The 19,033-nt window shown below is 30.9% G+C and carries 15 protein-coding genes; all 15 read right to left on the bottom strand.

The annotated features are described in order from the left end of the window. Nucleotides 1-6: 6 nt before the first annotated feature. The 15 genes from nusA to dprA all read right to left on the bottom strand — a co-directional run bounded on the left by nusA (nucleotide 7) and on the right by dprA (nucleotide 19,025). Nucleotides 7-1,158 (bottom strand): transcription termination factor NusA, encoded by a 1,152-nt coding sequence (gene nusA, locus LGK95_RS00850; RefSeq protein WP_226121185.1) that lies wholly within the window; start codon nucleotides 1,156-1,158, stop codon nucleotides 7-9. A gap of 14 nt (nucleotides 1,159-1,172) precedes the next feature. Beyond that, entirely contained in the window at nucleotides 1,173-1,634 is a 462-nt protein-coding gene (rimP, locus tag LGK95_RS00845) for a ribosome maturation factor RimP (RefSeq protein ID WP_226121183.1), read from the bottom strand. Nucleotides 1,635-1,838: 204 nt separating this feature from the next. Beyond that, nucleotides 1,839-6,173, bottom strand: coding sequence for a PolC-type DNA polymerase III (locus tag LGK95_RS00840; RefSeq protein WP_404814387.1), 4,335 nt, complete (start codon nucleotides 6,171-6,173; stop codon nucleotides 1,839-1,841). Between the two features lie 23 nt (nucleotides 6,174-6,196). Continuing rightward, nucleotides 6,197-7,255: a flavodoxin-dependent (E)-4-hydroxy-3-methylbut-2-enyl-diphosphate synthase gene (gene ispG / locus LGK95_RS00835; protein WP_226121181.1), complete on the bottom strand. Its 1,059-nt coding sequence runs from the start codon at nucleotides 7,253-7,255 to the stop codon at nucleotides 6,197-6,199. A 12-nt stretch (nucleotides 7,256-7,267) separates the two neighbouring features. Beyond that, on the bottom strand, nucleotides 7,268-8,317 hold the full coding sequence (gene rseP / locus LGK95_RS00830; protein WP_226121179.1) for an RIP metalloprotease RseP: 1,050 nt from the start codon (nucleotides 8,315-8,317) through the stop codon (nucleotides 7,268-7,270). Nucleotides 8,318-8,331: 14 nt separating this feature from the next. After that, nucleotides 8,332-9,492 (bottom strand): 1-deoxy-D-xylulose-5-phosphate reductoisomerase, encoded by a 1,161-nt coding sequence (locus LGK95_RS00825; protein WP_226121177.1) that lies wholly within the window; start codon nucleotides 9,490-9,492, stop codon nucleotides 8,332-8,334. 459 nt (nucleotides 9,493-9,951) lie between these two features. After that, nucleotides 9,952-10,758: a phosphatidate cytidylyltransferase gene (locus LGK95_RS00820; RefSeq protein ID WP_226121175.1), complete on the bottom strand. Its 807-nt coding sequence runs from the start codon at nucleotides 10,756-10,758 to the stop codon at nucleotides 9,952-9,954. Between the two features lie 11 nt (nucleotides 10,759-10,769). Further along, nucleotides 10,770-11,474: an isoprenyl transferase gene (locus LGK95_RS00815; protein ID WP_404814392.1), complete on the bottom strand. Its 705-nt coding sequence runs from the start codon at nucleotides 11,472-11,474 to the stop codon at nucleotides 10,770-10,772. A 144-nt stretch (nucleotides 11,475-11,618) separates the two neighbouring features. Then, entirely contained in the window at nucleotides 11,619-12,176 is a 558-nt protein-coding gene (frr, locus tag LGK95_RS00810) for a ribosome recycling factor (RefSeq protein WP_226121171.1), read from the bottom strand. Nucleotides 12,177-12,200: 24 nt separating this feature from the next. After that, nucleotides 12,201-12,920 (bottom strand): UMP kinase, encoded by a 720-nt coding sequence (gene pyrH / locus LGK95_RS00805; RefSeq protein WP_226121169.1) that lies wholly within the window; start codon nucleotides 12,918-12,920, stop codon nucleotides 12,201-12,203. Nucleotides 12,921-13,007: 87 nt separating this feature from the next. Continuing rightward, entirely contained in the window at nucleotides 13,008-13,928 is a 921-nt protein-coding gene (tsf, locus tag LGK95_RS00800; RefSeq protein ID WP_226121167.1) for a translation elongation factor Ts, read from the bottom strand. Nucleotides 13,929-14,048: 120 nt separating this feature from the next. Beyond that, entirely contained in the window at nucleotides 14,049-14,750 is a 702-nt protein-coding gene (gene rpsB, locus LGK95_RS00795) for a 30S ribosomal protein S2 (RefSeq protein ID WP_226121165.1), read from the bottom strand. 269 nt (nucleotides 14,751-15,019) lie between these two features. After that, the gene (codY, locus tag LGK95_RS00790; RefSeq protein ID WP_226121756.1) at nucleotides 15,020-15,796 is read right to left on the bottom strand and encodes a GTP-sensing pleiotropic transcriptional regulator CodY; all 777 of its coding nucleotides are present in this window, start codon (nucleotides 15,794-15,796) and stop codon (nucleotides 15,020-15,022) included. A 225-nt stretch (nucleotides 15,797-16,021) separates the two neighbouring features. Continuing rightward, entirely contained in the window at nucleotides 16,022-18,121 is a 2,100-nt protein-coding gene (gene topA, locus LGK95_RS00785) for a type I DNA topoisomerase (RefSeq protein WP_226121163.1), read from the bottom strand. A gap of 46 nt (nucleotides 18,122-18,167) precedes the next feature. Continuing rightward, complete coding sequence (gene dprA / locus LGK95_RS00780) at nucleotides 18,168-19,025, bottom strand: DNA-processing protein DprA (protein ID WP_404814391.1); 858 nt, start codon at nucleotides 19,023-19,025, stop codon at nucleotides 18,168-18,170. Between the last annotated feature and the right edge of the window lie 8 nt (nucleotides 19,026-19,033).

The raw sequence follows: 19,033 nt of genomic DNA, 5'->3' as shown, positions 1-19,033 counted from the left end.
CATCACCTACTCTTCAGTAATGGTTTCAATTACTTCATTTTCCACTTCTTCATTTTCTACTTCTTCAGTTTCACTTTCTTGGTTTCCAGTTTCTTCAGTTTCATCCATGTTATATTTAGCTTGAGTTCTAGATTTAATATCAATTTTCCAACCTGTGAGTCTTGCTGCCAATCTAACATTTTGACCTTCTTTGCCAATCGCTAAAGATAATTGATTATCTTCCACTATGACCTTTGCTGATTTAGAATTTTCTTCAACCTCTACATTTAATACCTTTGCAGGGCTTAAAGCGTTTGATATATACTCTTCAGATTTCTTACTCCACTTAATAATATCAATTTTCTCATTTCTTAATTCATTAACTATGTTTTGAACTCTAGTGCCTTTGGGTCCAACGCAAGCCCCCATAGCATCAACATTTTCATCATTTGAATATACTGCAATCTTAGTTCTTGAACCTGCTTCTCTCGAAATACTTTTTATTTCAACAACACCACCAAAAACTTCTGGCACTTCTAATTCAAATAAACGTTTCACAAGACCTGGATGAGTTCTTGATACTCCTATTTGAGCACCTTTGGTAGTGTTTTTAACCTCAACAATATATAGTTTTAATTTTTCGTTGAAATTATATTCTTCGCCAGGCATCTGTTCATTAGCTCCAAGCACAGCTTCAATTTTACCTAAATCTATAAATACATTACCTCTATCTTTTCTTATAACACTTCCTGTAATAATATCAAATTCTTTGGTTATAAATTCATTGTATATAATGTTTCTCTCAGCTTCTTTAATTCTTTGAATAACTACTTGTTTTGCAGATTGTGCTGCTATTCTTCCAAATTTCCTTGGAGTAACTTCAATATCAACGACATCATCAATTTGATATTTAGGGCTATACTCTTTAGCTTCTTCTAGTGATATTTCAGTAACATCCTCAACTACTTCTTCTACAACTGTTTTTTGACCATAAACGTGTATTTCACCTGTTTCTCTATTCATTGTCACCTTTACATTTTGGCTATTGCTAGACAGCGTAGCAAAATTTTTCTTATATGCTGCTACTAATGCGTCTTCAATAGTTTCAAAAAGTAAATCCTCACTGATTCCTTTTTGATCCACAATTTCTCTCAATGCTTCAATAAATTCCTGATTCATTTTAATTTTCCTCCTTACAGCACCGGTTTTAAACTTACAATGGATATCTTTTCTTTTGGAATAGATATATTATTCCCATCATACTGAATTTCTATTTGTACATCAGAAAATCCTAATAAATTGCCCTCAAGTTTTTTCTTTCCCTCATATAGACTATTTAAATTTATTAGTATATTCTGGTCTATGTATTTTTTTAGATGACTATCATTATATAAAATCCTCTCAATTCCTGGAGAGGATACCTCTAAACAGTAAGCATCTTTTATTGGATCTTCTACATCTAATATTTCACTTACTGCTCTACTTGTTTTTTCACAATCTTCTAAAGATATTCCATTAGCGCTATCTATATATATCCTCAGGAAATTTTGTCCTGATTCTTTTACATATTCCAAATGATATAATTCACAATTATTTTTTTCAACTATTGGATCAATTATTTTTCTAAGCTTTTGTAACAAGGTATCATTTTTCACTTTAAACACCCTCCTTTTATTAATATTTTATACATTTATTAACATAATTAATCAAAGCATTATAATTAAAACGCAACCAATAGTTGCGTTTCAATAAATAGAGAGTAGGCGGGCCTACTCTCATGCAATAAAATTACCAGCGGTAACTAATATATCTCATTCTATCATATAAAATATGCTAATTCAAGGTTTTATTACATTTCCTTAAAAAAACGATAGCTGATTTGTTTCAGGAAGCTCCTTTAAGCATCCATGATTGTTTAGTGCTTCAATCACAGTTTTAGAAACTTTGCAACGGATTCTCAAATCTTCTTTTGATATAAACTCGCCCTGCACTCTTACCAAAACTATACTTTTAGCAGCATTTTCTCCTACACCTTCAAGGGCGCTTAGCGGAGGTCTTATTGATTCATCTTCAATAGTAAATTTAACGGCCTCAGATTTATAAAGATCTACATTTAATAATTTAATTCCTCGTTTATACATCTCAAACGATAACTCAAGTGCAGTTAGAAGTCCTTTTTCTTTCATTCCTATATCTTTACCCAAAGCAGTTAGCTCATCCATTTTTACTTTTATAGCACTATCGCCTTTTACAATAAGATTAGCATCAAAATCATCTGCTCTTATAGTAAAGAAAGTAGCATAATATTCTTTTGGATAATAAACTTTATAATATGCTATTCTAACTGCCATCATTACGTATGCTACAGCATGGCCTTTAGGAAACATGTACTTTATTTTCTTACATGAACCTATATACCAATCTGGAACATCATGTTCTTTCATAACTAGCTCATGCTCTTCTGTAAGACCCTTACCTTTTCTTACTTTCTCCATAATAGTAAAAGCAGTCTTAGGTGGAAGCCCTTTCTGCATTAGATAAACCATTATATCATCTCTTGTAGAAATACATTCTTTAAGTGTTGTAAACCCTTCTTTAATATAATATTGTGCATTGTTAATCCATACGTCCGTACCATGAGATAGTCCAGAAATTCTAACTAAGTCCGAAAAAGATTTAGGTTGCGTATCTAAAAGCATTTGTCTAACAAATTTTGTACCAAATTCTGGTACGCCATAACTTCCTACTTCACAACCCAACTCTTTGACAGTAAGTCCTAATGCCTCAGGTGATGTAAATAAACTTATAACCTTTGAATCTGAGAGTGGGATAGTTATGGGGTTAAGTCCTGTTAAATCTTGAAGCATCCTAAGCATTGTAGGATCATCATGTCCAAGTATATCAAGCTTTAATAGCCTACCACTTATGGAATGGTAATCAAAATGTGTTGTAATAATATCTGAATTTGGGTCATCCGCTGGGTGTTGTACTGGGCAAAAATTATATATTTCATTGTCACTTGGAACAACCATTATACCACCTGGATGTTGTCCTGATGTCCTTTTAACACCAGTACATCCTATTACAAGTCTTTCTATTTCCGCTTGGGGTACCCTAACGTCTTTCTCACCTAAATATTTTTTTACATATCCATAAGCAGTCTTGTCAGCAATAGTTCCAATTGTCCCTGCTTTAAAAGTATGCCCTTTTCCAAACAGCACCTCTGTATACCTATGTATGTCTGCTTGATTTTCTCCTGAAAAGTTTAAATCTATATCAGGTTCTTTATCTCCCTCAAATCCTAAGAATGTTTCAAACGGAATATCATGACCATCTTTTATATATTGCGCACCACAATTGGGACACTTTTTATCAGGTAAATCAGCACCAGAACCAATAGAGCCATCCAAAATGAATTCACTCTTTTGGCAATCAGGGCATACATAATGAGGTGGAAGTCCATTTACTTCTGTTATATTAGACATATTAGCTGCAAAAGAAGATCCAACTGAACCTCTCGATCCTACTAAATAGCCGTCAGCAAGTGATTTTGCTACTAATTTTTCAGCTATTAGGTAAAGCACAGCATATCCGTTACCTATAATAGAGTTAAGTTCCTTATCCAATCTTTTTTCAACAATCTCAGGTAAGTTTTCACCATATATAGAATGAACTTTATCTGATGTCATCTTGCGAATATCCTCTTCTGCACCTGGTATTTTAGGTGTATAAGTTCCATCTGGTATTGGTTTTAAAACTTCTATCATTTCAGCAATTTTATTTGGATTATAAATTACAACTTCTCTGCATTTTTTTTCTCCTAGGTATGAAAACTCTTTTAACATCTCATTAGTAGTTTTAAAATATAGTGGTGGTTGATCATCTGCATCTGAAAAACCTTTACCAGCCATTAATATTTTTCTAAAAACTTCATCAGAAGGTTCTAAAAAATGTACATCTCCTGTAGCAACTACAGGCAAATTATTTTTCTCTCCAATAGCACATATTTTCCTATTAATATCCATTAATTCATTTTCATCTTTAACAATACCATTCTTAATCATGAACTTATTGTTTAAAAGAGGTTGTATTTCTAAGTAATTATAAAATTCTACTACTTTTTTAATGTCTTCTTCTGATTTTCCTTGAAGCACTTCCTTATACACTTGTCCAGCTTCGCAGGCTGATCCAACTATAAGCCCCTCTCTATATTTCTCAATTAAGGTTTTAGGAAGCCTAGGCCTTCTATGGAAATATTCTAAATTTGAAATTGAAATAAGCTTATAGAGATTCTTAAGACCAACTAGATCCTTTACCAAAATAATTACATGATAAGAATTGGCCTTCTTCACATTAAAGTCACCTAAAAATTCTTTGTTTAATGTTTCTAAATCAAAAATATTTTTTTCTTTAAGTAAACTAAAACAATGTACTAATATATCTGCAGTAGCTTTAGCATCATCTATCGCTCTATGATGATTTTCGAGTGATATCCCTAAATGCTTTGCTACATTGTTTAGTTTAAATGTCTTAAGGTCTTTAAATAAATATTTAGCTAAAGGAATTGTATCCATAATTGCATTCTCAAACTTCAAATTTAACCTTTCTGAATTTTTTTTAATAAAAGATGCATCAAAGTCAGCATTATGGGCTACAACTACACTGTTTTTTGCGAATTCTAAAAATCTAGGAAGTATTTCTTTTATAGATGCTGCACCGGAAACAGTGTCATTTGTTATTCCAGTTAGTTCGATAATTTTATAAGGTATATCTATTCCTGGGTCAACAAACTCACTAAATCTATCTACTATTTTTCCGTTTTCTATTCTTAATGCACCAATTTCAATTATACTATCATTTTCACTAGAAAGCCCAGTTGTTTCTATATCAAAAACTACATAACAGTCATCTAAACTTTCTCTTTTGTTGTTAATAACAATTGGAACTCCATCATCTACTAGATACCCCTCTACACCATATATAACCTTAATCTTGTTCTTTTTAGCAGCGTCCATGGCTTCTGGAAAAGCTTGTACCACACCATGGTCAGTTATTGCTACTGCAGCATGTCCCCATTTAGCAGCTCTTTCAACAAGTTTAGATGCAGGACTTATCCCATCCATAGCACTCATTTGAGTATGCAAATGAAGTTCAACTCTTTTCTCTTGTGCAGTATCCATTCTTTCTATTTTTTTAAGTTTTACTATATCCCTAGCCATTACAACAACTTCTCTTGCATAAGTATCATAACTTGCTTCTCCACGTATCTTACAAAAAAGTCCTACTTTAACCTCATCCATTATCTTCTCAACATCTTTTGGTTTAGGAAAACATTTTACTGTAATTGAACTTGTATAATCTGTAATAAAGAATGTAATAATTATTCTCCCTGTTTTTGTTTCAATTATATTTACTTTAAATATATCTCCACTTGCACATATTATTCCGGAAGTTTCATTTATCTCTTTTATTTCTGTTGTCTCATCATTTATGTTTCTCCCCATTATAGTGTTTGCATCAGCGGCTTCACCTTTTTTATAGCCTGGCCTACTATACTTATTTGATTTGTACCCATTGCTATCCTTATTTTGACTATTATTTTGGGGTTTATCTTTCTTTTCAACATTAATATTTTTTACTATTTCCTTTATTATAGTTTCATTTTCCTTTTCTTTCTTTTCAAAATAGTTTTCTTTAGAGAGCTCACTATTATGCTCTAATTTAACTATTGAGTTAACTCCAAACATATCATTTATTGTATTTTTTATAAGAACTTCTATGTTCTTATCCCTTAAAATTTTACACATAAAATCATTACCACACTGAATTTTAAGAATACCTTTTTCTATTATCCTAGAAGATTTTAGCAAACTATCCTTACTTGACGGCTCTGAAGTAGCTATAACATTTACAACTTCTGACCAGAATTTATCTTTTACATCTTCTATAGTAGCATCTGACACATCACGATAGCAAATTAACTGTATATCTTTAAAGCTGCACAATCGTTTTGATATAATATTTTTAATTACCAGCTTTTTATTATCATCTATATCCTCAAAAGATTTAATTAACACTCTCAATTTATTGCTTTTTTTAAGGTATTGAACTCTCAATACCTTAATATCATCTACTAATGTTTCTTCATTTAAATTGAAATCATTTTTCAACATTTCAGCTAGACTGGCATTCATTAGTATTCCTCCTGATAAGACATTTATAGTTTATCTATCTCGCGAATAAGTTCTTCCACTAAATTTTCTTCCTTAACAGTCTTAATTATTTCACCCTTTTTAAATATGAGACCAATCCCATTTCCTCCTGCGATGCCAATATCAGCTTCTCTTGCCTCTCCTGGACCATTAACTGCGCATCCCATTATTGCAATCTTAATGTTTTTATCGCATAACTTTAATTTTTCTTCTACTTCATTTGCAATTTTTATAAGATTAATTTGAGTTCTTCCACAGGTTGGGCATGATACAAATTTAACACCACCATCTATATAACCTAATGATTTTAGAATTTCTGTGCCAACCTTAACCTCGTCTACTACATCCCCCGTTAATGATACTCTTATAGTATCTCCAATACCTTCAGCTAAAAGTGCTCCAATACCTATACTTGATTTTATTGTTCCTCTCCATGTAGTCCCAGCTTCCGTAACACCAAGATGCAATGGATAATTTACTTTACTTGATAACAATTTATAACTTTCAATCATCATCATTACATCTGAGGATTTTATGGAAATAACTATATCATAAAAGTCTAAACCTTCAAGTATTTTAACATGCCTTAATGCGCTTTCGACTAAAGCCTGCGAGCATACATGCCCGTATTTTTTAAGTATATCTTTTTCTAGTGATCCTGAATTTACACCAATTCTTATCGGGATCTGCTTTTCTTTAGCAGCATCTGCTACTAACTTTATTCTATCAATACTACCAATATTACCTGGGTTAATCCTTAATTTTGATATCCCATTCTCAATAGATTTTAGAGCTAAATTATAGTCAAAATGAATATCCGCCACGAGTGGTATGTGAATTCCTTTGATTATACTTTTAATAGCATCAGCTGCCACCATGTCCGGCACAGCACAACGTACAATGTCACACCCTTGTTTTTCCAGCTCAAGAATTTGCTTTATTGTGGCCTCTACATCTCTTGTGTCTGTATTTGTCATTGATTGCACTGCAACCTTCGAATCTCCACCTATATATATATTTCCAATTTTTATTTTCTTTGTTTCTTTCACTCGTGTAACCTTCATATTCTTCATCTCCTAGAATTTTAACGGATTAATTATATCCTTTACCACAACTAACACCATTAATGCCATTAAAATCATAAATCCAATATAATTTATAACTCCAACTTTATTATCATCTAATTTTTTACCTGTTATTATTTCAAATAACAACATAAAAATCCATCCTCCATCCAAAGCCGGGAAAGGTATTATGTTGAATATTCCTAGTTGTACACTCATTAATGCAGTAAAGTACATTAACGTTGTTAATCCAGCTTGCGCAGACATAGTTGAAATTCTTATTATACTTATTGGTCCACCTACATCATTAGCAGTAACTTTACCGTGGAATAGGTTACCGAAAAATCCAAAAGTCTGTTTTGCCGTACTAACAGTTTGATCGAATCCATAAGCTACAGATTCACTAAAGTTCAATTTTTTTTCTACACCAGAAACACGTATACCTACTAAAAATCTATTTTCTTTCGCATCTTTAACAGGTTTTAGGGATATTTCTTTTACTTTAGAATCTCTAACTATTTCAATGTTCATACTTTCGCCTTTTGATGTATAAATCTCATTTAAAAATTCATCCCATCTATCTATATTAACCTTATTAACCTTAGTAATTTCGTCTCCAGCTTGTATTCCTGCTTTCATAGCAGGACTATTAGAACTTACTTCTCCAATAATTGGTAGTATATACCCTTTTGCAGCACCTACGAAAATAAATAAAACTACTGCTAATATTAAATTCATAATTGCACCAGCAGAAACTATGCTTAGTTTTTGAAGTGGTGTTTTATTAGTGAAAGATCTTGGATCAGTACTTCCACCTTCTTCACCCTCCATCTTAACATACCCACCAACAGGAAATGCTTTAATTAAATATTCCGTTTCTTTTCCTTTAATTCCAAAAAGTTTAGGACCCATCCCTAAAGAAAACTCGCTTACCTTCACTCCGTTTAACTTGCATAACATAAAATGACCTAATTCATGTATTATAACCAAGAGACTAAATGCTAATAGAGCCATAATAATATATGGTATGTTTGTTATAATGCTTGTAAGATTATTAAACATAACAATTCCCCTCCCTATCTTTTATCATAACTATTTCTTACATATTCTCTAACCTTTAAATCTACTTCTAAAATATCTTCTAAACTTGGATTAACATTATGCTCAAATTTACTCATGCAATTTTCTATAATGTCTTCTATTTGAAGAAACTTAATTTTATGATCTAGAAAAAGTTCAACAGCTACTTCATTCGCTGAATTCATAATAGCAGGCATATTCCCACCCGCTTTTCCTGCTTTATATGCTAATTTTAGACATTTGAACGTATTCATATCTGGTTTTTCAAAAGTTAAATTACCCATATTATAAAAATCCAATTCTTTAATGACATTTTTGTTTCTTTTGGGGTAGTTTATAGCATACTGAATAGGAAGTCTCATGTCGGGAGAGCTCATTTGTGCTATTACGCTTCCGTCAATATACTCAACCATAGAATGTATTATGCTTTGAGGGTGAACTACAACCTGTATATTCTCGTAATCAATACCAAATAACCAGTGCGCCTCTATAACCTCTAGCCCTTTATTCATAAGCGTAGATGAATCAACTGATATCTTCCTACCCATATTCCATTTAGGGTGTTTAATTGCCTCTTCCGGTTTTATATCTATTAATTGTTGTCTGCTTTTACCTCTAAATGGTCCACCAGATGCAGTTACTATTAATTTACTAACAGTATCTATTTTATTCCCCTGTAAACATTGAAAAATAGCTCCATGTTCTGAATCAACAGGTAAAATATTTACATGATGTTTTCTAGCAGCATCCATGACTAATTTACCTGCTGCAACTAGTGTTTCTTTATTTGCTAAAGCAATATCTTTTCCTGCATTAATAGCTTTCATAGTAGGAATCAAACCTATCATACCTACAACCGATGTTACTACAATATCAACTTCTGATAAAGTACTTATATAATTTAAGCCGTCTAACCCATGCAAAATTTTAGTTGAATAATTTTTTTTGCTGCAATGTTTTTTAAGTTTTAATGAAGCTCCCTCGTCCATCATGGCAACATATTCTGGTCCAAATTCCTCAATTATCGGTATAACCTTTTCCCAATTAGTATTAGCCGAAATTCCCACAATAGTAAAGTTGTCAATCTCCTTTCGAATAACATCTAACGTTTGAGTTCCTATGGACCCGGTAACTCCTAAAACAGTAAGTTTCTTCATGTAAATCTCTCCATTCGTTTAAAGCTATGTTTTATAATTTATATGGTTTCAATATTTATTATTAAATTCTTGTTTATTTTCTCAATCTCATACTTATCACTTAGTATTTACATATTAATTAAATGTTCTACAGCATATAATATAACATATTTATTTATTAAAATAAAGTAAGTAGTAATTTTTGTAAACGCAAAATAATTATTCAATATATAGTGTATGATTCTCTTTTTATAATAAAACTAGTAATTATATTATTATATTCAATAATTCATGCAGATATCAATGTAAATTTTTAACATAGTTAGTACTCTAGAATTATTTACATAATAACAAAATCATATATTGTAAAGAATGCCAATTCACCAAAAACTTTTTTGCATTCTGCACAATATATGATTTTTTTAAACAATAAATGATAAGAACAAGTTTATAATTTCTATATATTTGTTGAACATATTTTTATAATTGCAATATAAATGTAATATAATAAAATGTTACAACAGACACAAATAAAATACTGTCAAATCGATCTAAGATTCCACCATGTCCAGGTATAAGACTACTATAATCTTTTGCTCCAACAAATCTTTTTATTGAAGACGCAATTAAATCTCCAAATTGTCCAAAAACACCACAAAGTACACCAATTATAGCGTAATGATGTAATTGAATAGGCACCCCATATCTTGATATAGCATATCCATAAATTGTGCATCCTATAGTACTTCCCAAAAGTCCACCTATCGAGCCCTCAATTGTTTTATTGGGGCTTACTTTAGGGCATAGCTTATGTTTACCACCTTTTCCTAAAATTCTTCCTGAATAGTAAGCTGACGTATCACATCCCCATGAACAGATAAATATAATCCAAACTAAATATTGACCATAAGTTTTATTATCTATAAACACTATGAAACTAAAAAATACTGCCACATACAAAAATCCGAATATGGTGAGGGCAACGTCTATAACATTATAAGTTGTATAGACCACAGGAATGCATAATAGTAAAAAAATTGTAGCTATTAATATGTATATATTAAAGCTTGATAAAAAATCACTCCCCATATTTAGGTAATATACTATACATAAGATATAACCTACTAGCCCAATAGGCTTATAATTTTTTTTTCTAGAAACTTTGTAGAACTCATACATACCCAAAAGTGAAAGTATCATTACAATATATTTTAAGTACTCTCCTCCTAAAAATATAAATATTATTAATGGAGCTAGAATCAGTGCTCCTATATATCTATTATTCATAATTTTCTCCCCTATCTAACCTTTCCAAATCTTCTATCTCTCTTTTGATAGTCCGATATTGCAAGTCTCAGCTGTTTTTCATGAAAATCCGGCCAATTAATATCTGAAAACCAAAGTTCAGAGTATGCACTTTGCCACAGTAAAAAGTTACTTAATCTTAATTCACCACTAGGCCTTATTATTAAATCCGGGTCTGGAATTTTTCCAGTGTACATATATTTTGACAATATATTCTCAGTTATTTCATCTTTAGATATCTTTCCGCTTCTTAAATCTATATATATTCCTTTTACGGCATCTACTATTTCGTTTCTTCCACCATAATTTAAAGCTAAATTTAAAGTTAACCCCTTATTATTCTTTGTTTTTTCATAAGCATTATTCAATTCTGTCCTACATATCTGTGGTAATTTTGATATGTTACCTATAGAATTAATTACTACATCATTAGCATTTAATTCTTCAAATTCATTTTTTAAGTACTCTACCAACAATTTCATCAGAGAATCAACTTCTTTTAAAGGCCTATTCCAATTCTCAGTTGAAAATGCATACAATGTCAAATATCCAACTCCCAATTTGTTGCATTCTTTAACAATTCTTCTAATTGCTTCTACTCCAGCCTTATGTCCAAGTGCTCTCGGTAAATTACGTTCCTTGGCCCATCTACCATTTCCATCCATTATAATTGCAATATGCTTAGGTATTTTTGACATATCTAAATCTAAATTATTACTTATTTCTTTGTCTCTTTTAAAAAAAGCGAATAATTTTTTCAATAAAATTCTCTCCTTTTTACTAGTTATTGCATAATTTTAAATAGAACCTGCAGTTATGCAGGTTCTATTTAAAATTATAAATTAAACTAACATTATTTCTTTTTCTTTAATATCAATCAATTTATCTAGTTCTTTTATAAATTTGTCTGTTTCTTTTTGTATGATGTCTTCTGACTTTTTAGCTTCATCATCAGTAATTTCACTGCTTTTTTTAAGACCTTTAATTTTATCATTAGCATCTCGTCTTATAGATCTTATAGCAACTTTAGCTTCTTCTCCTGTTTTCTTTACTACTTTAATTAAATTCTTTCTTGTTTCTTCAGTAAGTTCAGGGATAATTAATCTAATTGCGGATCCATCATTAGATGGGTTTAATCCTAAATCAGATTTTAATATGGCTTTTTCTATATCTTTCATAGAAGCTTTATCCCATGGCTGAATTAGTAACACTCTAGGTTCCGGTGAGGAAACGTTCGCTACTTGACTTACTGGCACAAGACTTCCATAAGATTCAACACGAATTCTATCTAACATTGAAACATTTGCTCTTCCTGCCTTCAAACTTGCAAGTTCGTGTTTTAAAACAGTAATAGATTTATTCATTTTTTCATCAGCAATACTAATAATTTCTTTAATCATAGAATTCCCTCCATTTTATACTGACTATTTAGCAGAATCAGATACCAAAGTACCAATTTTTTCTCCTAAAATTGCTTTTTTTATATTTTCAGGCTTGTCAAGTCCAAAAACTAATATTGGTATATTATTATCCATACATAATGATGTAGCAGTGGAATCCATAACTTGAAGTCCTTTCTCAAGCACATTAAGATAACTAAGATGATCAAATTTCTTTGCATCATCATATATATGAGGATCCTTATCGTAAACTCCATCAACCTTTTTAGCAAGCAAAATCACTTCTGCTTCTATTTCTGCCGCCCTAAGAGCTGCTGTTGTATCTGTTGAGAAATATGGATTACCTGTGCCCGCTGCGAATATAACAACTCTACCTTTTTCTAAATGCCTCATTGCTCTTCTTCTTATAAACGGTTCTGCTACAGCTTTCATTTCAATGGCAGTTTGTACTCTAGTATTTACGCCTATATTTTCCAAAGAATCTTGAAGAGCTAATGCATTAATACAAGTTGCCATCATTCCCATATAATCCGCAGTAGTCCTGTCCATACCTTCACCACTTCTACCACGCCATATATTTCCGCCTCCGACAACTATTCCTATTTCAACACCTAACTCAACCAATTCTTTTATTTGAAGTGCTATCACATTTGTAATTTCAAAGTCTATTCCAAATCCTTTTTCACCAGCTAAAGCTTCTCCAGAAATCTTTAACATAATTCTTTTATACTTAGCAACCTCCATAAACATTATACCTCCTGATTTTAAGTACTACTATTTTAAAGTATTACTTATTTTAAAAAAGAGAACACCCAGTGTTCCCTTTAATTATTATTTACCCTGAACTTGTCTTTGAACTTCTTCAGCAAAATTTTCTTCTTTCTTTTCTATGCCCTCTCCTCTTTCAAATCTTACATATCTTGTTACCTTTATATCAGCACCAAGTTTTTTAGATTCTTCTTGAAGATATTTTTTAATAGTATAGTCAGCATTTTTAACCCATATTTGTTCAAGTAAACAAACTTCTTTATAATATTTATTTACTCTACCCATAACCATTTTTTCAACGATTTTTTCAGGTTTTCCTTCGTTTAATGCTTGAACCCTGTATATTTCTTTTTCTTTTTCTAAAGTTTCATTGTCAACACAAGTATTATCTAAGAATAATGGACTAGCTGCTGCAATTTGCATTGCAATATCTTTAGCAATTTGAATTAACACATCATCCTGTTTTTCACAAGATAATTCTACTAAAACGCCTATTCTTCCACCACCATGAATGTAGCTTTGAACTATACCATTTTCAATGGAGAACTTTTGAAATCTTCTTACAGACATGTTCTCACCCAATTTTGCTATTAAAGCTGTAACAGCATCATTAACAGTCATTGCTGCATCAGTTATGTATTTTTCATCACTGAATTCACCAATAGTAGTAGAATTAGTTTGAACTGCTTGCATTGCTATGTTTTTTGTTAGGGTAATAAACTCTTCATTATCAGCTACGAAATCTGTTTCACAATTAACTTCTACAAGAGACCCAGATTTCATACCTTCTGAAATATATGCACGAACCAATCCTTCTGCAGCTATTCTTCCAGATTTTTTTGCAGCTGCTGCTAAGCCTTTTTCTCTTAGGAGTTCAATGGCTTTTTCCATATCACCATCTGTTTCACTAAGAGCTCTTTTACAGTCCATCATTCCAGCACCAGTTTTTTCTCTTAACTCTTTAACCATGCTTGCACTAATCATTATTATTTCCTCCTATTCCTATCTAATTTTAAAGGTAAATGAAAGAATTAACTTCCACCTACCCCTCAACTTTCCTGCCAATAATCATCTTATTATTTTATTAGATAAATATAGTTACTATTATTCAGCTAATTGTTCACCCTGTTTTCCTTCAATAATAGCATCAGCTAATCTTTCAGTTATTAATTTAACTGCTCTTATAGCATCATCATTTCCTGGGATTACATAATCAACTTCGTCTGGATCACAGTTTGTGTCGACTATTGCAATTACAGGAATTCCAAGAATTTTAGCTTCAGAGATTGCATTTTTTTCTTTTCTTGGATCTACAACAAATAAAGCTCCAATTTTGTTTGCATCCATGCTTCTAATTCCGCCTAAATTCTTTTCTAGTTTTTCTCTTTCATTTAAAAGATGACTAACTTCTTTTTTAGGAAGAACTTCGAATATTCCATCTTCTTCCATTTTATATAATGCTTCTAATCTTTGTATTCTTGTTTTAATTGTTTTAAAGTTAGTTAACATTCCGCCTAACCATCTATTATTTACAAAATGCATTCCTGCTCTTACTGATTCAAATTTAATAGCTTCTTGAGCTTGTTTTTTTGTTCCTACAAATAGGACATCCTTACCTTCTTCAGATACAGATTTAATAAAGTCATATGCCTCATCGATTTTTCTAACTGTTTTCTGTAAATCAATAATGTATATACCGTTTCTTTCTGTAAATATGTATGGTGCCATTTTAGGATTCCATCTTCTAGTTTGATGTCCAAAATGAACACCTGCCTCTAATAATTGCTTCATTGATATAACTGCCATTAATAATAACCTCCTTGGTTTTTACCTCCATTACTATCATCTTATTGAAGTCCAAGTATTGGAACCCTCCCATAATCAAGTAATGTGTGTATTTTCTCACTTGTGTAGTATATCACAAGCTAAGAATGTATTCAATAAAAATTTTATTGAATATCAAAGTTTTTAGTAAAACTTTGAGTATAATACAATTATTAGTATTCTCATTTAATACATATTTATACTTTTTAAATAAAATAACTTAAGGCAGAACAAAAATGTTCTGCCTTCGTTTATTTTATTTTTTTTAATTCGTCAATTAACTTTTCATTTAATATTTTAATATGAGTACCCTTCATACCGAGGGATCTTGATTCTATTACTCCTGCACTTTCAAATTTTCTTAATGCATTAACTATAACAGATCTAGTTATTCCAACTTTATCTGCTATTCTAGATGCTACGAGCAATCCTTCGCTACCATCCAATTCATTGAAAATATGTTGCACAGCTTCTAGCTCAGAATAAGATAAAGTTCCAATAGCAAGTTGTACTACTGCTTTTTTCCTTGCTTCTTCTTCTATTAAATCATTCTTAGCTCTTAAAATTTCAAGACCCACTATAGTGGCACTATATTCAACTAAAACTAAATCATCCTCAGTAAAATCTTTATCAAATCTTGCAAGTAAAAGTGTACCTAATCTTTCTCTGTTTCCGTTTATTGGTACTATGGTGGACATTTTATGTTCTATTGCACATTCTCTAGTATCTTCAAATACACAACCATTTTCATTTGTAAGATTCGCCTTTGTTTCATTAATATTAAGCAAACTGTTATTGTAATTTTCTGGAAATCTCATATTCTTTAAAATTTCATCCTTTACAACATCACATTCAAATCCACTGGATAAATTATAACCTAATATCTTTCCTTTTCTACTAACAATATATACATTACATTGCAATACATCGCTTAATAAATTACAAATGTCATCAAAAACTACTGGTTCTGTTCCTGATTTTTGCAATATCTTATTCAACATTCTTGTTTTATCTAATAGTGACACAATATTCCTCCTCATTTATGTTAAAAACTACAAAACTTATATTATTAAGACAATTCATAAAGTTATTTTTCTTTAGAATATATTGAATTCAAAATATTTAAAATTTTTAGAATCGTTCTTTCTCTAATTAATAATAGCACAACATTAATGCTATATCAACAGTATTTTCATAAATTTCGACATAATATTTATATACTATAATGAATCGACTTAATTAATATTTAGATTTTACTTTTCTTCACTATTTTCTTCCTCTTTATATTCCTTATGTTTACATTCTTTATTAGAACATTCCATATAGTCGCTTTTAGTTTTACTATATCTTTTAACCATATATGTATTACATACAGGGCATTTTATTTCAGTTGGTTCAAACCAACTTACAAAATCACATTGTGGGTAATTGCTGCATCCGTAGAATTTAGTACCTTTTTTACTTCTTCTTTCTAGAATTGTTCCACCACATTTAGGACAAGGAAGATCCAATTCTTTAGTTATTGCTTTTGTATTTTTGCATTCTGGATAACCAGGACATGCCATAAAATCACCAAATCTGCCATGTTTTATTACCATGAACTTGCCACATTTATCACATTTCACTTCTGTAACTTCATCTTCAATTGTAATTTTTGCTATCTCTTTCTCAGCAATTTCAATATCCACTTTCAGCGGTGTAAAAAAATCATTGACTATACTTTGCCATTTTTCCTGTCCTTCTTCTATAAAATCTAAGTTATTCTCCATTTGTGCTGTAAATTCAATATCCACTATTTGTTTAAAATATTCACTTACAATATTATTGACTATATTTCCAAGTTCCGTTACTTCCAAAGTTTTTTTATCTTTCTGTATGTACTTTCTACTTAGAAGGGTTGTAATAATTGGTGCATAAGTACTTGGTCTCCCTATACCATTTTCTTCCAATGTCTTTACAAGAGATGCCTCTGAAAATTTAGCAGGTGGCAATGTAAAATGCTGTTTCCCCTCTGTTTTTTCACTATATAAAATATCTCCTTTACTCAATTCTGGAAGTTTTAAAGTATTTTCTTCTTCATCTAGCTCTTCATCATATATTTTTTTGAATCCATCAAAAGCTACTTTAGACCCTGATGCCTTAAACATATAGTCACCATTTGCTATATCCATAGATATAGTATCAAGTAAACATGATTCCATTTGACTTGCTACAAATCTATTCCAAATTAATGTATATAATTTATATTGTGGAGCTTTTAAAGTTTTTTTAGCAAGTTCTGGTGTTATTTCAATATCAGAAGGTCTAATAGCTTCATGACCGTCCTGTATATTTTTTTTACTTTTAAATATTCTAGGAGTAGCAGGATAATATTTTTCTCCATATCTATTACAAATAAACTCTTTTGCATTTATTTGAGCTTCCTCAGCTATTCTAGTAGAATCTGTTCTCATGTATGTAATTAGCCCTACTGTTCCATACCCCTCTACCTCCATACCTTCATACAATTGTTGTGCAATAGACATAGTTCTTTTTGTTGCAAAATTAAGTTTTCTATATGCATCTTGCTGAAGCGTACTTGTTATAAATGGTGGTAATGGATTTTTACTCTTTGATGATTTCTTTATTTTACTTACAATAAACTCTTTATCATTAAGCTGGTTAATAACATTATCACTTTCTTCTTTAGAATTCATTTCAATTTTGACGCCGCCCTTTGAAAGTAATTTAACACTTAACTTCTGAGTTTCTCCTTCTTTGAGTAACTCACATTCTATAGTCCAATACTCTTTAGTAATAAACTTGTCTATTTCCTTTTGTCTATCACAAATTATTTTAAGTGTAACTGATTGAACTCGTCCTGCACTAAGTCCCCATTTAACTTTTCTCCAAAGTATAGGGCTAATCTCATATCCAACTAATCTATCAAGTATACGCCTTGCTTGTTGAGCATCCACAAGAGTTCCGTTTATTACTCTTGGAGATTTTATTGCTTTTTTAACAGCTGTTTTAGTTATCTCATTAAACTCTATCCTACATTTGTCTTTCTCATCTATTTTTAGAGCTTTTGCTAAATGCCAGGCTATAGCTTCGCCTTCTCTATCAGGATCTGTTGCGAGATAAATTTTATCGCTTTTTTTAGCCGCTTTTCTTAGCTTATCAAGTAATTCACCCTTGCCACGAATAGTTATATACTTTGGTTCGTAATTATTTTCTATGTCAACACCTAATTGACTTTTTGGTAAATCTCTAACGTGTCCCATGGACGCTTCTACTATATAACTGCTCCCTAAATATTTTTTTATAGTTTTAGCTTTTGCAGGTGACTCAACTATAACGAGTTTTTGTCCCATCTTATCCCCTCCATCAATGTATTCTAATATACTTATATATATTTACTTATATTTTGTAATTTACTTTTACATAATAATTCCCTGCTAGACATAATATTTCATTTTTAATCTGCATTTCAAATAATACCCCATATAATTGTTTTATGTCAATGTTAGTTACTCTAATAATGTCGTTAATATGTAATGGACTATCATTTATAATGCTATATACTTGTTTGTTAACATGGCTGCTATCGGATTTTACTATGGTTTTATTTTGTTCTCTCATTTCTATTCCCATTAAATCAAATATATCACCTGAACATGTAAGGGGGTATGCCCCATCTTTAATTAATTTATTAGTTCCTTTACTCTCACAGGAAAATATAGATCCTGGTACAGCCATTACATCTTTACCTTGTTCAAGTGCTAAGTTTGCTGTAATTAATGATCCACTTTTTTCACCAGCCTCTACTACAATAATAATATCACTTAGAGCACTTATTATTCTATTTCTTAAAGGAAAATTGTATGCATATGGTGGTGTTCCTGGCAGAAATTCTGAAATAACAGCGCCTTTTTCAACTATTTCATTAAAAACTTTTAAATTTTGTTTAGGATATACTATATCTAATCCTGAGCCTAAAACTGCACAAGTATATGATTGATTTTCCAAACTGCTCTCATGAGCAAATGTATCAATGCCCTTGGCCATTCCGCTAATAATATTAATATTATTTAAACATAAATCTGAGCATATAATTTTAGTAACATCCTTACCGTAATTCGAATATTTTCTTGATCCTACTATTGAAATATTATAGCCCTTATTTAATGGTGAGATATTTCCTTTATAAAATAACGTATATGGTGCATCATCATAATTTTTAAGTTTTTTCGGATATGCATCTTCATAATACGCAATTGAATTTA

This window comes from Clostridium algoriphilum (assembly GCF_020443705.1).
In the GTDB taxonomy this organism is placed as follows: Bacteria; Bacillota; Clostridia; order Clostridiales; family Clostridiaceae; genus Clostridium_AD; species Clostridium_AD algoriphilum.
Note: the sequence above shows the minus strand (reverse complement) of the source record. Positions and strands in the feature narration are given on the sequence as shown.

Coding starts and splice junctions, on each gene's coding strand:
- tsf (WP_226121167.1), bottom strand. CDS start 13,928: ATGATTAGTGCAAGCATGGTTAAAGAGTTAAGAGAAAAAACTGGTGCT.
- ispG (WP_226121181.1), bottom strand. CDS start 7,255: ATGAAGGTTACACGAGTGAAAGAAACAAAGAAAATAAAAATTGGAAAT.
- frr (WP_226121171.1), bottom strand. CDS start 12,176: ATGATTAAAGAAATTATTAGTATTGCTGATGAAAAAATGAATAAATCT.
- pyrH (WP_226121169.1), bottom strand. CDS start 12,920: ATGGAGGTTGCTAAGTATAAAAGAATTATGTTAAAGATTTCTGGAGAA.
- topA (WP_226121163.1), bottom strand. CDS start 18,121: ATGGGACAAAAACTCGTTATAGTTGAGTCACCTGCAAAAGCTAAAACT.
- LGK95_RS00815 (WP_404814392.1), bottom strand. CDS start 11,474: ATGTCAAAAATACCTAAGCATATTGCAATTATAATGGATGGAAATGGT.
- LGK95_RS00820 (WP_226121175.1), bottom strand. CDS start 10,758: ATGAATAATAGATATATAGGAGCACTGATTCTAGCTCCATTAATAATA.
- rpsB (WP_226121165.1), bottom strand. CDS start 14,750: ATGGCAGTTATATCAATGAAGCAATTATTAGAGGCAGGTGTTCATTTT.
- LGK95_RS00825 (WP_226121177.1), bottom strand. CDS start 9,492: ATGAAGAAACTTACTGTTTTAGGAGTTACCGGGTCCATAGGAACTCAA.
- LGK95_RS00840 (WP_404814387.1), bottom strand. CDS start 6,173: ATGAATGCCAGTCTAGCTGAAATGTTGAAAAATGATTTCAATTTAAAT.
- rseP (WP_226121179.1), bottom strand. CDS start 8,317: ATGTTTAATAATCTTACAAGCATTATAACAAACATACCATATATTATT.
- nusA (WP_226121185.1), bottom strand. CDS start 1,158: ATGAATCAGGAATTTATTGAAGCATTGAGAGAAATTGTGGATCAAAAA.